At 32.3% G+C, this 14,955-nt stretch carries 12 protein-coding genes and 1 tRNA gene; 9 read left to right on the top strand and 4 right to left on the bottom strand.

Translation table 11 applies throughout. From position 1 onward, the window contains the following. The first annotated feature begins 160 nt into the window (after positions 1-160). The 3 genes from B0M43_RS17635 (at position 161) to B0M43_RS17645 (ending at position 2,932) form a co-directional block, all read left to right on the top strand. Complete coding sequence (locus tag B0M43_RS17635; protein WP_078007084.1) at positions 161-1,189, top strand: AraC family transcriptional regulator; 1,029 nt, start codon at positions 161-163, stop codon at positions 1,187-1,189. Between the two features lie 103 nt (positions 1,190-1,292). Further along, positions 1,293-1,751 carry a nuclear transport factor 2 family protein gene (locus B0M43_RS17640; protein WP_078007083.1) on the top strand — a complete coding sequence of 153 codons (459 nt, stop codon included), beginning with the start codon at positions 1,293-1,295 and terminating at the stop codon, positions 1,749-1,751. Between the two features lie 44 nt (positions 1,752-1,795). Continuing rightward, the gene (locus tag B0M43_RS17645; RefSeq protein ID WP_144825147.1) at positions 1,796-2,932 is read left to right on the top strand and encodes a nuclear transport factor 2 family protein; all 1,137 of its coding nucleotides are present in this window, start codon (positions 1,796-1,798) and stop codon (positions 2,930-2,932) included. 294 nt (positions 2,933-3,226) lie between these two features. Here the strand turns inward: B0M43_RS17645 and B0M43_RS17650 are convergent, their stop codons facing one another. Further along, positions 3,227-4,309: a two-component regulator propeller domain-containing protein gene (locus B0M43_RS17650; protein ID WP_078007082.1), complete on the bottom strand. Its 1,083-nt coding sequence runs from the start codon at positions 4,307-4,309 to the stop codon at positions 3,227-3,229. Between the two features lie 326 nt (positions 4,310-4,635). Here B0M43_RS17650 and B0M43_RS17655 point away from each other — a divergent pair, with 326 nt between their 5' ends. Continuing rightward, positions 4,636-5,673 carry a nuclease-related domain-containing protein gene (locus B0M43_RS17655; RefSeq protein ID WP_158596308.1) on the top strand — a complete coding sequence of 346 codons (1,038 nt, stop codon included), beginning with the start codon at positions 4,636-4,638 and terminating at the stop codon, positions 5,671-5,673. Between the two features lie 259 nt (positions 5,674-5,932). On the opposite strand, the gene B0M43_RS17660 is transcribed toward B0M43_RS17655, so the two are convergent. After that, entirely contained in the window at positions 5,933-6,289 is a 357-nt protein-coding gene (locus B0M43_RS17660) for a helix-turn-helix domain-containing protein (protein WP_078007080.1), read from the bottom strand. Positions 6,290-6,425: 136 nt separating this feature from the next. Between B0M43_RS17660 and B0M43_RS17665 the strand changes: the two genes are divergently transcribed. Further along, a complete protein-coding gene (locus tag B0M43_RS17665) occupies positions 6,426-7,208 on the top strand; it encodes an SDR family oxidoreductase (protein ID WP_078007079.1) in 783 nt (260 codons plus the stop codon). Between the two features lie 21 nt (positions 7,209-7,229). Further along, the gene (locus B0M43_RS17670) at positions 7,230-7,553 is read left to right on the top strand and encodes a nuclear transport factor 2 family protein (protein ID WP_078007078.1); all 324 of its coding nucleotides are present in this window, start codon (positions 7,230-7,232) and stop codon (positions 7,551-7,553) included. An 84-nt stretch (positions 7,554-7,637) separates the two neighbouring features. Here the strand turns inward: B0M43_RS17670 and B0M43_RS17675 are convergent. After that, positions 7,638-7,712 (bottom strand) — tRNA-Val (locus B0M43_RS17675). A 263-nt stretch (positions 7,713-7,975) separates the two neighbouring features. Here B0M43_RS17675 and B0M43_RS17680 point away from each other — a divergent pair. Together B0M43_RS17680 and B0M43_RS17685 are read left to right on the top strand one after the other, a co-directional pair. Next, a complete protein-coding gene (locus B0M43_RS17680) occupies positions 7,976-9,763 on the top strand; it encodes an ABC transporter ATP-binding protein (protein ID WP_078007077.1) in 1,788 nt (595 codons plus the stop codon). A 38-nt stretch (positions 9,764-9,801) separates the two neighbouring features. After that, positions 9,802-11,109, top strand: coding sequence for a porin (locus tag B0M43_RS17685; RefSeq protein ID WP_078007076.1), 1,308 nt, complete (start codon positions 9,802-9,804; stop codon positions 11,107-11,109). Between the two features lie 100 nt (positions 11,110-11,209). Here the strand turns inward: B0M43_RS17685 and B0M43_RS17690 are convergent, their stop codons facing one another. Continuing rightward, positions 11,210-12,379, bottom strand: coding sequence for a proline dehydrogenase family protein (locus B0M43_RS17690; RefSeq protein ID WP_065450198.1), 1,170 nt, complete (start codon positions 12,377-12,379; stop codon positions 11,210-11,212). A gap of 671 nt (positions 12,380-13,050) precedes the next feature. Between B0M43_RS17690 and B0M43_RS17695 the strand changes: the two genes are divergently transcribed. Next, on the top strand, positions 13,051-14,859 hold the full coding sequence (locus B0M43_RS17695; RefSeq protein ID WP_168199956.1) for an O-antigen ligase family protein: 1,809 nt from the start codon (positions 13,051-13,053) through the stop codon (positions 14,857-14,859). Positions 14,860-14,955 lie beyond the last annotated feature (96 nt).

The following is a 14,955-nucleotide window of genomic DNA, read 5'->3' on the forward strand; positions in this document are numbered from 1 at the left end:
AAACTTCTATTCTAAATGTATTTCAATTGAATAATGCTGAAAAGCTATTTCAAATTCAATCAAAAAAAGTAAAGAAAACGTAGTGAAAAAAAATCTTATATTCGCCTTACGTTTATCCGGATTTTAATTAGATCAATAGAAAAATTAATTAAACAAAATAATGATAGAGTCAAACCAGTTGCTTTTCTTTTTTAGTGCTTTAGGAGCTTTTAATGGTTTTATACTTTCGATCTATTTTGCTATTAATGCTAAAAAGAAAAATTTTACCAACTATTTTTTATCCTTACTCCTACTGGTTTTAAGTGTCAGAATCGTTAAATCGATTTTTTTTTATTTTAATCCGCATTTGTCTAATATTTTTATTCAAATTGGACTTTCTGCCTGCGTTCTGATTGGCCCGTTTCTTTTTTTATATCTAAAATCATATAAAGTTGAAAAATTAAACTGGACCAAACATGTCATATACTATTTATTAGTAATCACCATTTTAGGGATTTTTTATCCTTATGTTGAGCATCGGGCAATTTGGAGTAAATGGATTGTATGCGCCATATATTCACAATGGTTCATTTATATTATTTTGTCCTTAAAATACCTTCGCTCTATTTTTCTAAAAATCAAAGAAAAGGAAACCTTAAAAAGAATAGATATATGGTTTCTTAGTATTTATTTTGGCGTTGCGTTTATATGGTTAGCTTATAGTATGGCAGCCTATACTTCTTACATTGTTGGCGCTCTATCCTTTACGTTTGTTTTGTATTTAATTGTTTTGCTTTTAGTTTTTAAAACAAATAGCGAATCGACTTTTTTTAATGAAAAAGAGAAATACAAAAACAAGGAAATTGACAAGGAAACATTGAATCTGATAGATCAAAAACTATCAGTAATAGTTGAAAAAGAACTATTTCTTAATCCTAATTTTAGCCTAGAAGAAGCGGCAAAGGAACTAAAATTAACCAAGCATCTTCTGTCTCAATATGTGAATGAAGTATTAGGCAAATCCTTCTCCAGCCTTATTAAAGAATACAGAATCGACAAAGCAAAAAAATTATTAGAAACCGAAACGAATTATACGATCGAAAATTTAGGTTACGATAGTGGTTTTAATTCGAAATCGGCCTTTTTTACTGCATTTAAAAAAACAACTGGCTTAACCCCTGCAGAATATCAAAAAACTTACTTTAAATGAGTTTGATATTATAAAATCAGAGTTCTAATTTATAAATTAAAACCTTTAAGAGATTCATATACCTGAAGTTTGTTCTCATTATTAATAACTTAAAATTTTAAAAATGAGAAAAATGTTTTTGTTTATTTCCGTTATTCTTTTATCTTTTACTGTAAATGCTCAGGTAAGTGACACTACAAACGACCTGGCTTTGATCGAAAAAACAATCAATCTATATTTAGAAGGGCAAGCTACGGGAGATTCCATCAAAGTAGGTTCGTCATTTCATGATACCTGGCAATTGAAATATTTTGCTGATGATAAAGTGAATGTTGTAACTAAATCTAAATATATTACTGGCTTCCAAAAACACGACAGGCCCAAGAATTGGTCGGCTCGAACTGTATTTGTCGATATAACTAACAATGTGGCCGTTGCAAAAGTAGAAATCAGTACTGCAACACTATTATTTACAGATTACTTTCACTTCATGAAAACCAATCAGGGTTGGCTAATTGTAGATAAAATTTCGGCCAGAACACCTCATAAAACAGTAGAAGCAACAGTAGCTAAAGCAAAATAATACTCCCTGTGTCTTCAATTCAAAACTTTATAATTTTTCAGTAAATGAATAAAATAATAATCGCATTACTTGTTCTTGCGGGTTTACAGCCTATAGGTATAAATGCGCAAAATAAGATCTTGTTTGTAACTTCGAATCAGGATTTTTATGGAAACACTAAAATTCCAACGGCGAATCATTTTGAAGAAATTGTTGTTCCGTACGATATATTTACAAAAGCCGGATATACAGTTGATTTTATTAGTCCAAATGGTGGAGCTATCCCTATTGGCTACATAAATACATCTAATAATCTGCAAAAAAAATATTTGTATGACGGTTGGTTTATGGATAAATTAGAACGTACTAAGAAACCCGCTGAAATCATAACCGAAGACTATTCGGCGATTTTTTATAGCGGCGGTGGTGCCGCAATGTTCGGGGTTGCAGATGACCTTACGATTCAGAAAATCGCAAAAAATATTTACAGCAAAAACGGTATTATTGCTGCAATTTGCCACGGAACTGCCGGAATTATCAATTTGAAGGATGAAAAGAAAAATTCGCTTTACGCAGGAAAAAAAATTACAGGATATCCCGATCTTTTCGAAAATAAAGAAGCCGAATATTATAAAGCATTTCCGTTCTCGATAGACAAAGAAATTACACGTAATGTGGGGAAATTTGTGTATTCTGATCAAGGCGGAGATGCATTTTATATTGTTGACGGAAGGTTTGTAACCGGGCAAGATCCTAGTTCTGGTGTAAATGTGGCAAATGAGGTGATTAAAATTTTAGAGACTAATTCTAAAAGCACTAATGCTTTTGCTTTAAGCGATTTAGAACAAATTACAGAAATATTACTCGACTATATTGAAGGAACGGCAAACGGGCAACCCGAAAGATTACGCAAAGCTTTTGATCCTAATTTTAATTTATACACTGTGGCAAAAGATACTTTATGGATACGTTCAGGAGAACAATATATTTCTAATATAAAAACTGGAGAAAAGACAAACAGAATTGGAAGCATTGTTTCTATTGATATTGAAAAAGATACTGCAATAGCAAAAGCAGAAATCGTAATACCGAATCAGCGAATTTTTACCGATTATTTTTTAATCCTTAAATATCAGGGGAATTGGAAAATAGTACATAAAAGTTATTCCTGGAGGGAATTACCAAAAACAGAAAAGACATAAATGTATTAAAAAGTAGAAATCAGATCAAAAAACTCCTTACTTATTTAAGGAGTTTTTTGTTATTCCTAAAAGCTATTTATTAGCTTATTTATACTAGCTTAGACATAAATTCTGAATAATTTATAACGAGTTATTTTTTCTTTTTAGAACCGTACAAATGGTAAATGGGGCTATAAGGAATATTGTGAAGAAGCTATGAAAACGAAAAAGAAGTTGGCAGAATGAAACAACTTGAACTTGGTAAAATGTAATTGAAGATCTTAGTAAATTTAAATTGATCTATCATTTTTGATTTTAAAACTTTCTTTCAAAAGAAACTCCATTGAATCGATATACGCCACTCGGGCTTGCTCCTCCAAGCCATAATTCTCCTTTTTTGCTTTTATAGATAGTCCAAATGTGATTGCTTTCTACTCCATCTTCTTTAGTGAAATTTTGCACAGATTTACCATCATATCTCCATACACCGGATCCCAAGGTTCCAAACCAGATATTCCCTAGTTTATCCTCTCCAATAGAGAAAACTTTTTCAAGCGAATTACCTTTAGTATCCTCTTTTTTTAGTTTTTGCTGCTTGGTGAAATTAATCACTTTATTTCCGTCATATTTCAAGACACCAATTCCATTATTGCCTATCCAAAGATTTCCTTTGCTGTCTTCCATTATGCTGCGGGCATGCAGATGTCCTGTTTGATCATTCAAATCTAAAAAGGCATCATCTATTATTTTAAAATTTGAGCCATTATACCCAATCACAGCACCAAAAGTCCCAAACCAAAGCGTTCCATTTTTACTTTTTACAAAATTCGTCGAAATTGAATAATGATTCTCGTGTCCCACTTTTGTTGTAACAGGCAATGTGCGATACGAAAGTTGTTTCCCGTCATACTGATAGACGCCCGGATTACCTTCAAGTTTATTGTAGGATTCTATTGCATCACCTTTAAACCAAAGATCAGTGTCGTTTATTTTCCATTCCTCTTTTGAATTATAATTTCGTTCTTTATAAATGGTCATTTTATGCCCGTCGTACGTGCTTAATCCTTTGCCACATTCAAACCAGATAATGCCATTCTTATCTTCATAAATATTCCTGACCTGATTATGACTTAATCCGTTTTTTGTGGTAAAATATTGGAGTTTCCCATTATGAAGCAAACTCACTCCTTCGTTGTAACTGCCAAACCAGATATTTCCTTTGCTATCTTCTAATATGGAACGAATTCCGGAGGTGTATTTTAATCTTATAGAATCAGTTTTCTTTTCAATTGTTTGAATCTGATTTGATTTGTTTTGATTATTACAAGAGATTGTTACTACAATAAGAAATGTATATAAAGCATTGAATATGTTTTGTTTGTGTAGTTTTATTTTCATTTACTGGTGTTTTCTTTAAGTGAAAATCTGGTTACTTTTTATGAAGTTTTTTGGTATTCTTTTCAACCTGTTTATATAACATTTACAGGTTTACACATAATTACTTTAAGAGGATAAAGGTATTACTTATCTAAAAAAAAGCTAATAAATTACCATAAATATTTCTTACATTCGTCTGAAATAAAGCTATTTACATTAAAAATATAACTTAAATGTAATGTAAATACTATTTATGTATGGAATAACTGATAATATCCAATAATAAATAACCGGCAAACAGAATGTGCAAGACTTATAATAAGATTGGCTCACTAACGACTTTAAAATTGCATTTAGAGGAAAATAATATCCATGATTTTAAGTCATTAAAAGAGGTTATTGATTTTCAAAAATCTTATGCAATTTTCCGACAGCAATTAATTTCTCACCACGAAAATCTGATTGAGGAAGAAAAAAACATGCTTATCATCGATTTACCGGTTTTAGACACAGCAATTGAAACAAAAAGACAGGAAGCGATTCTAAGATTAACAAATGAAATTGATGAGCTGAAACAACAATTGAATATTTTAATTAGCAATGTTTCAAAAAACTTTTTTCAGAAACTATTAAATGGTCTAAGACATTTGAACTATAAAAGAAAAATTAAAAGTAAAGAACATAATTTTGAAATTAAGATAAAAAGATCAACTATTGATCTTGTTGAAAATTATCAAGTTAAGAACAATCGCTATCAATTTATAATTTCAGATTTTGATGAAGCTGTAAAGCAAAGTGTTCGGCATCCTTTATTAGAACTTGAAAGAAAAAAAGCGATTATAGATGAGTTCAACAGCTATATTTATGGTGCGTTAGGAGAACAAAAAGTAGTCAAGACATTAGAGGCTCTATCTGATGAATATTTTTTGATTAATGACTTTTCAGTTTCATTTTCACCAGCAATTTATAATAAACAAGAAAATGATTATATAAAGTCTGTTCAAATTGACCATATACTTGTAGCACCATCTGGAATATTTCTCATTGAGACAAAGAATTGGAGTCAAAAATCATTAGAAAATTTAAGTTTACGTTCGCCTGTACAACAAACTAAAAGAACGAGCTTTGCATTGTTTCATCTACTAAATAACGAAAAGAGTGACTATAATTTAGTTTTAGACCGGCATCATTGGGGTGAAAAAAAAATACCAATCAAAAATCTTATTGTTTTGACTAACACAAAGCCGAAAGAAGAGTTTCAGTATGTGAAAATTTTGACTTTAAATGAGCTTCTTGGTTATGTAAATTATTTTAAACCAATATTTTCATATGCTGAGACAAAGAGAATTGCTGACATGATTTTGCGAATTAATGGAACGACATAAAAAACAGAATCCGATACTATAGCCTGCATATTTATTTATCAGTAAATAATGCATAAAAAAAACTCAATTTCTTAAGGATTTCTTGCAATCAAGCACTTAATTGTAATTCTCAGGTCCTTTAAAAGCTTAAATTGATTAGCAGATCACAATTTTGCACATACATTATTGATTTAAACAACCATATAATTTCTCTGTAGAGATACAAAAAAAGTTAACTGCACGTTTAAAAAATGAGGATTAGTTTTTCTACATCTTAATTTTAACCTAAACGTTTTAAAATGAGCAATCGTAAACGTTCTTCATGCTCATCTCCCCAACCTCCGATGACTGAAATTACAGGAATTAGTGTTTTCCCAAAATCTGTCAGACTATATTCGACTTTAGGAGTCACAACAGGGTAAATAATTTTTGAAACAAGCTCATGTTCCTCTAATTCCTTCAGCTGAATATTTAAAACCCTGCGTGAAGCATCGGGTATTTTACGCTGCAATTCACTTGGCCTTTTATGGCCTTCATTGATAAACCAAAGCAAACGTATTTTCCATTTACCATAAAGCACTTCACCAATAAGATCAAGTCCACAATTTAAGTTCGGTATTGTTTTTCTCTCATACATAATACAAAAGTAAACCTATCTGCCAATTTCTGCAATAGGGGAAAAATTTATCCCTATATGAATCGTAACTCCGTACTTGTGAGGAAGTAACATACTTCCGAGATTTGTACAATAGAAATTAAAAATACGACATAACATGGATTATCAAAATGAATTATCAGGGAAGATTGCCTTAGTAACAGGAGGCACAAAAGGAGCTGGAAGAGCCATTGCAGAAAGGTTGCTACAAGCTGGGGCAACGGTTATTATCACTGCAAGAAACGCACCGGAAAAAGAAAACAGCAAGATGCATTTTATTCCGTCCGACTTGAGTAAAGCAGAAGGAACACAAAAAGTTGTCAGCGAAGTGCTATCGGCTTACGGAAGGCTTGACATTTTGGTGAACAATCTTGGTTCTTCAACAACACCTGCCGGTGGTTTTACTGCATTATCTGATGAAGATTGGGAATCAACCTTACAGGCTAATTTGCTTGCTCCGGTTCGACTGGACAGAGGGTTTTTACCTCAAATGATAGATCGAAAAAACGGAGTTATTATTCATATAGCTTCTATTCAAGGAAAACTGCCACTGTACGACTCCACTTTGCCTTATGCGGCTGCAAAAGCAGGTTTAAGAAACTATAGTAAAAGTTTATCAAATGAAGTTTCTCCTAAAGGTATTCGGGTGCTTACTGTTTCTCCCGGATGGATCAATACAGGAGCATCGAAAGCCTGGTTGGCTGAGATTGCAAGAAACGCCAATAGCACTGTAGAAGAAGCACAGCAAGGTGTAATGGATGCATTGGGCGGAATACCATACGGCAGACCCGCTGAGCCGGAAGAAGTAGCTGAATTGGTTGGTTTTCTTGTTTCTCCGAGAGCCAGTTATTTATCAGGAACTGAATATGTAATCGATGGCGGTACTGTACCAACAATTTAATAATCTTTAAAAATAATAACAATGAACTTACCAAAAGTATTAACAGACTTGATTAAAGCACAGAACGAATTTGACGCCGTGACATATGCCAATTTATTTTCAAAAAATGCAGTAGTGTTTGACGAAGGTAAAACGCATAATGGAAGACTTGAAATAGAGCGTTGGATCGATCACTCAAACAAGAATTACCAATCAGTGATGAAACCACTGGAATATACCGAAAACGGCACAACAAGCATTTTAACTGCAGAATGTGCAGGAACATTTCCAGGAAGCCCTATCGCGCTAAAATTTCACTTTGATATTGTTGATGGGCAAATTCAGCATTTAAAAGTAACAGATTAAACATAAAAGAGAGTGTGACTGTTTACTATAAATTATGTAAACGACAAAAGCCATTGGAATCCAATGGCTTTGTTTGTCTTTGTGTGGGCGATGAGGGGTTCGAACCCCCGACCCCCTCGGTGTAAACGAGGTGCTCTGAACCAGCTGAGCTAATCGCCCTATTTTACTAGGTTGCTATCGTTTGTGATTGCGAGTGCAAATATACAGCTAGATTTTGTATTTGCAAGCCTTTTTATAAAAAAAATGAAATAAATTTTAATGCTTGTATTTAGTAATCTATTTTTCAGCTTTTTAAAAAAGAAATAAAATTTGTGATTGCTGCACATTTAGTTAAAAACACAAATCAACACCCCTAATTTATAATATTGTTTTGTGTTCACTTGCTATAATCCTATATTTGCGTACCTTAATTGTATACTCAAATGGCAAGATTTAAAGAAAATGATTTACCAAAATCAAAAATTACCGCTACTTCACTTAACAAAGCAACCATAATATTCAAATACGCCGGAAAACACCAATGGAAATTTTATGTTGGATTGTTTTTCTTGTTACTTACAGGAGCCACTGCCCTCGCCTTTCCTAAATTAATGGGAATGTTGATTGATTGTGTCAAAAACAAAAATAACGATCAGGCCAACCAAATTGCATTGGGATTAATCGTAATCCTGTTTCTACAATCTTTCTGCTCTTTCTTCAGATTATCATTATTTGTCAATTTTACCGAAAATACACTGGCAAATTTGCGTTTGTCTTTATACACCAATTTAGTTAAGTTGCCAATGACTTTCTTTTCTCAAAAAAGAGTTGGAGAACTAAACAGCCGCATTAGTGCAGATATTACACAAATTCAGGATACATTAACATCAACAATTGCAGAGTTCTTACGTCAATTCATACTTATTATTGGTGGCGTTATTTTATTGGCTACAGAAAGTTTTAAATTAACTTTATTAATGTTAGCCGTAGTTCCTCTTGTAGCGGTTGCCGCAGTAATCTTTGGTCGTTTTATTAGAAAATATTCTAAACAAGTACAAGATCAGGTGGCAGAGAGCCAGGTTATCGTAGAAGAAACCATGCAGGGAATTAGTATTGTAAAAGCTTTTGCCAACGAATGGTATGAAGTTGCACGTTACAAAGGCAAAATCAGCGAAGTGGTAAAACTCGCAATCAAAGGCGGTAAATACCGTGGTTATTTTGCGTCCTTTATCATTTTCTGTTTATTTGGCGCAATTGTAGCAGTAGTTTGGTACGGTGTACGTTTAAGCATTGCCGGCGAAATGAGCGTAGGACAATTGATTTCATTTGTATTGTATTCTACATTTGTAGGAGCTTCTTTTGGAGGAATTGCCGAATTATATGCGCAAATTCAAAAAGCAATTGGTGCTACCGAAAGAGTTTTTGAATTATTAGAAGAAACTCCTGAAAAAATAAATGCAACGCAAAATGGAGAACCTTTAGAAAAAATCAAAGGAAATGTTTCTTTCAAAAACGTTGCTTTTAGCTATCCTTCAAGAAAGGAAGTACAAGTTTTAAAAGATGTAAACTTCACTGCCGAATTCGGACAGAAAATTGCCATTGTAGGCCCAAGTGGAGCAGGAAAATCAACTATATCTTCTTTATTATTGCGTTTTTATGATATTGAGTCAGGAGAAATTACGGTTGACGGAAAAAATATTTACGATTATGATTTAGAAAATCTTCGTGGCAATATGAGTATTGTTCCTCAGGACGTTATTTTATTTGGAGGAACCATCAAAGAAAATATTGCATACGGAAAACCAGATGCAACCGATGAAGAGATTATGCTGGCTGCAAAACAAGCCAATGCTTTGAATTTTGTTGAAGGTTTCCCGGAGAAATTTGAAACAGTTGTAGGGGAACGAGGTGTAAAATTATCAGGAGGTCAACGTCAGCGTATTGCGATTGCGAGAGCATTACTTAAAAACCCAAGTATTTTAATATTAGATGAGGCGACATCATCTTTAGATAGTGAAAGCGAAAAATTAGTTCAGGAAGCATTAGAAGTATTAATGGAAGGAAGAACAAGTATTATTATTGCTCACCGACTTTCGACTATTAGAAATGCTGATAAAATTTTAGTTTTAGATAATGGAAAAATAACCGAAGAGGGTACACATCAGGAATTAATAAACCTTGAAAACGGTACTTATAAAAACCTAAGTAATCTTCAGTTTAACAACTATTAATAAACTAAAAGCCTATAATTAATTTTAAACATAACTAAATGCCACATCTAAGACTTGCCCTAATTTTATTATTTGTAATCCTAAACGCCATAAGTGTACTTGCACAGGAAAAACCTTTTAACGTTGTAAACATCAGTCCTGACGGCTCAAAATACATTAAATTTGGAATGAATCTCCAGGTTTGGGGAAGATACGCCGAATTAAACGAAGGCAGTAAAATTGGTACAAATGAAGTTAGTGACACTTACGACATTGTGATCAGACGTTTGCGTTTACAGGCAATGGGAATGATTACAGATAATATTTTCTTTCATTTACAATTAGGTCAGAATAATATCAATTTCACACAGAATAATGGTCCTTCAAATGCGCCAATTTCTGTTATGGATGCTTTAGGAGAATATCATTTTAATAAAAGCCTTCATCTCGGTGGTGGTTTAACGGCCTGGGGAGCCGGAACAACCCGTTATTCAGCAAACAGCTCTTCTTCTCAGCTTACATTAGATACACCAATGTATCAGCAATTTATAAATACATCATCAACTTTCGGGAATAGAAATTTAAGTATTTACGCGAAAGGAGATCTGGGAAAATTTAATTATCGTGTGGCAATTACCAATCCGTATCGAAATGCAAACAATAATCTTGGATTGAATTCAACCTTAAGCACCGAAACACCAAGAGCACAATATTCCGGAATTTTAACGTACTCTTTCTTAGATAAAGAATCAATTGAAGATGCTTATCATAAAGGAACTTATTTAGGAACCAAAAAAGTTTTTAATGTAGCATTAGGTTATTTGACACAGGCCAAAGCTATGTGGCATTTAACACCAGATGCAACTGTGTCATACGATGATATGAACGTTTTAGGTTTTGATGTTTTTTATGACAGTCCAATTAGCGCTAATGGCGCAGCTCTAACAGCATATGCTGCCTTTAACAACAATAATTACGGTAAAAACTATATACAGTCTGTTAATACTCCAAATCCGGCTATTGGAGATAATACTCTTATTAATGGATCCGGCGCTGGATTTATAGGTGTAGGAACCGGAAATATATATTACGCCCAACTAGGATATCTTTTCGGAAAATCAGATAATGAAGCAAAAAAAGGGCGTTTTCAGCCTTATGCAGCCACACAAATTGCTGATTTAGAAGCCTTAGATACACCAATGACGATGTATGAATTGGGTGTCAATTATTATGCAACCGGAACTTTGGGCCCAAAGTTTAGTTTAAATTACCAAAACAGAGCTGTTTATGACAAAACACTTATTGGCGCATACAAGCAAAGCGACCGTTTAGGAATGGTAGTTTTACAATGCCAGGTTTCTTTCTAAAAAAGTTTAAAAATTCCAATAAAAAAAATCCAAATTCCAATTGTTAAGATTGGAATTTGGATTTTTTTATAAAACTGTAAACCGGGACTGAGACTAAAATCTACTTCCCTTTTCTACGTTTACGTTCAGCTTTAATCATAGACAATTCGCGGCTTGTTTGTCCTGCGACCGAAGTGTTTTCTTCAGCTCGACGAATTAGATACGGCATAACATCTTTTACAGGGCCAAATGGCAAATATTTAGCTACATTATAACCGTTTTCGGCAAGATTATAACTAATATTATCGCTCATTCCGTACAATTGTCCAAACCAGATTTTATTATCGTTTTTGGCAATTCCTTTTTCCTGCATCATTTCCATCAATTTATAAGAACTCAATTCATTATGAGTCCCTGCAAAAATTGACATGATTTCTAAGTGCTCTAACATATAATGTACAGCAGCATCATAATTAATATCTGTAGCTTCTTTAGAAACACAAATAGGCGAAACATAATTTTTCTCCTCCGCTCTTTTGTTTTCTTTTTCCATATAAGCGCCACGAACCAATTTCATTCCAATAAAGAAACCTTCTTTTTTGGCAATTTCATGCAGGTTTTTCAAATAATCCAAACGATCCCAACGATACATTTGCAAAGTATTAAAAACAATCGCTTTCTCTTTATTGTATTTGCGCATCATATCAGTAACCAAATCATCAGCAGCATCCTGCATCCAGCTTTCTTCACCATCAATCAATAAAGCAACATCTTTTCTGTGCGCCTCACCGCAAACATGATCAAAACGCGCTACTACTCTATCCCACTCAGCTTGTTCTGCCGGAGTCAGCGTTTGTTTTTCTCCTAGTTTTTCATACAATTCAAAACGACCAAAACCTGTTGGCTTAAATACAGCAAACGGAATCGCCAAACGTTCTTTAGCAAATTCAATAGTTTTTAAGGTCATTTCTAAAGCAGCATCAAACTGCTCTTCTTCTTCTTTTCCTTCAACCGAATAATCCAATACCGATGAAACACCTTTTGTAAACATTTTATCTACAACAGTGATACAATCATTCTCGTTTACACCACCACAAAAATGGTCAAAAACAGTTGCACGAATTAATCCTTCTACCGGAAGATTTGCTTTTATGGCAAAATTGGTAACAGCAGTTCCTATTCTTACTAAGGGTTGGCTGTCGATCATTTTAAAAAGAAAATAAGCTCTATCTAGTTCAGTATCGCTTTTTAACGAAAATGCAACTTGAGTGTTATCGAATATTTTTTCCATTAAGGTCAGTTTTTTGTGCAAATATAGATAGAGTTTTGAATATTATTCATCAAATGTTGTCATAATTTTTTATATCTTTAATAGTTTTAAATCTATTTTCTGTATAAAAAATAAGATTATACTTATGTTTTGTTTATTTTTGCAAAAAAAGTAAAATGAATAGTCAAACGTATAATATTATTAAGGAATTAAAAGGAAAACAATCCATACCAAACTTTGTGGTTTTTTCATTCGTAATTTCTCTTCTATTAATAGACTTTCTCCCCTATTTTAAAAGTCTGGAAATTATTAATCCACAGTTTCTATATCTATCAGTACTAAACCTTATTATTGGCTTTTACTACTATTTCAATGCTTATCGTCTTCCGGATCAAATCCTTCCTATATTAAAAAGGAGTTATGTTTTTAAAATTTACCTGATCTTCCTCTTCTTTTGTGGAATAAGTTTTTTTTCTGCTAAAAACACCTCGCTAGTTATAACTAAGTTTACAGAAATAGTTATTGTATTTTGTCTTTTCATAAATCTTTCTATTCTGCTTAAAAATAAACTTTATCTTTTTTACAAAATCGCATTTATAATTTGTATAAGTGCCTTTATTCAAGCCTGGCAACAGCTTTGTCACTTTATTATAATTCCTAAACATGTATCAGTCATAGACTTACTGACAAATATGAAAGGTAACACTGGAAATATAAATATTTTGGCTGCAAGTCTTACTATTAAGGTTCCGTTTTTACTATTTGGGATTACTCATTTTAAAAGTTACAGAAAATGGTTTATGCTCATCGCTTTATTTTGTGTAGTAAGTGTTATATTTTTAACTGGAGCAAGAACCCCTTACATTTCCTTAATTTTAATTTATTTAATTTTTAGTGCGTATTTGCTAAAAGAAAACTCGTTTAAAAAATCAAGCTTTTTTAAAATCATTACCCTGGTTATTCCTGTTTTGATTGCTATGGTATTTGTGAGCGGAATTTTTAAAAAATCGAAAGCAACTTCACGTTATGTTTCTTTGGAAAACAGAGTAAAACAAATTAATACAGAGGATGCATCGGCACACGCCAGAATAGTTTTTTGGGGAAATGCTATTAAAATTACTAAGAAAAGTCCCCTATTTGGTATTGGTTTAGGAAATTATCAGATAGAATCTATTCCTTACGAAAAATTTACCAGTAACGAATCTAATGTTTCGCTACATGTTCATAACGATTTTCTGGAAATTTGTGCTGAAACAGGAATTCTAAATGCAGTAGTTTATTTATCGCTTTTTATTTTTATTTTTTTTGTTAATGCTAAAAGGATACTTAAATCTAAAAATTCACAAACAAAAGCAATTGCATTATTGACCTTATTATTATTGATTGTTTACGGCATTGATTCCTTTTTTAATTTTCCGATGTACAGACCAACAATGCAAATCTTTTTTGCTTTATTACTTGCATTAACTGTTGTAAATTCAGATTTATCAGATAGAGAACATACAATAACTTCAGGCATAAAAAAACAATACATTTATGCTGCTTTAATTTTTGTTACCTGCTTAACTACTTATTCGTCTTTTATAATTTATAAGGCTTCAAATTTGGAATATTTAATTGCTGCCGATGATATTAACTTTAATGACAAAGGAGTTCTAACTGGTGATGAAGTAATAAAGAGAATGCCTCAATTCCCTAACGTTTTTCAAACTTCAGAGTCATTTTACGAATATGCAGGGATTTATTACGTAAGGGAAAAGAACTATGAAAAAGCAATGAATTGTTTTTCTAAAGCTACTAAGATTAATCCTTATACGGGAAGAATTGATTTCTTTAAACATGTAATAGCTAATAAAAAAGGAAATAGTGATAGTGCGTATATTTACAGTAAACAGGCTTTTTATTTACGTCCGGGAAATTATTTTTTCTATAAAACGTCAATTTATGAGGCTTTTATAAAAAGAGACACAGTCGAAATAATTAAAGAACATAAAATATTTTCAAAACATAAAAAAACGGCAGAGGCATGGACTACAGCAGCTATTGCTTTACAAAATGCAGGAGCTAATCAAAAAAGATTAGTTAGTTTTATTGACGAAGGATTAAAAGTTTTACCAAAAGATAGTACGCTCTTAAAACAAAAAAAAGATTTTTTGATTACGCAATATATCATTGAAGCGCAAAATTTTCAAACACAATTAAAATTAGACAAGGCACTCATTACTTATAAAAAAGCCCTAAAAATTGATCCTGAAAATATATATGTTAATCAGAATCTGGGTTTTTATTATTTTAATATTGAACAAAATGCAAAAGCTATAACTTACTTTTTAAAAGCTCTAAAAAATCATGGATTAAGGGATGGAAGAACCGAATTTTATTTGGGCATATGTTACATGAAGATCAATGACAAAGAAAATGCCTGTAAATATATTGATTTGGCGAAGTCTAAAAATTTTTCTGAAGCGCAACGCTTAAATCAATATTGCGGAACTAAATAATTTATAGAAGATAAATTGCCGGATTGCACAAATGAAGTATTTTAGTAAAAATAGATCGTTTTTTGAAACCATTCTATTTAAACGGTTTTTAAAACA

It is taken from the genome of Flavobacterium sp. KBS0721 (genome assembly GCF_002007065.3).
Classification (GTDB): Bacteria; Bacteroidota; Bacteroidia; order Flavobacteriales; family Flavobacteriaceae; genus Flavobacterium; species Flavobacterium piscis.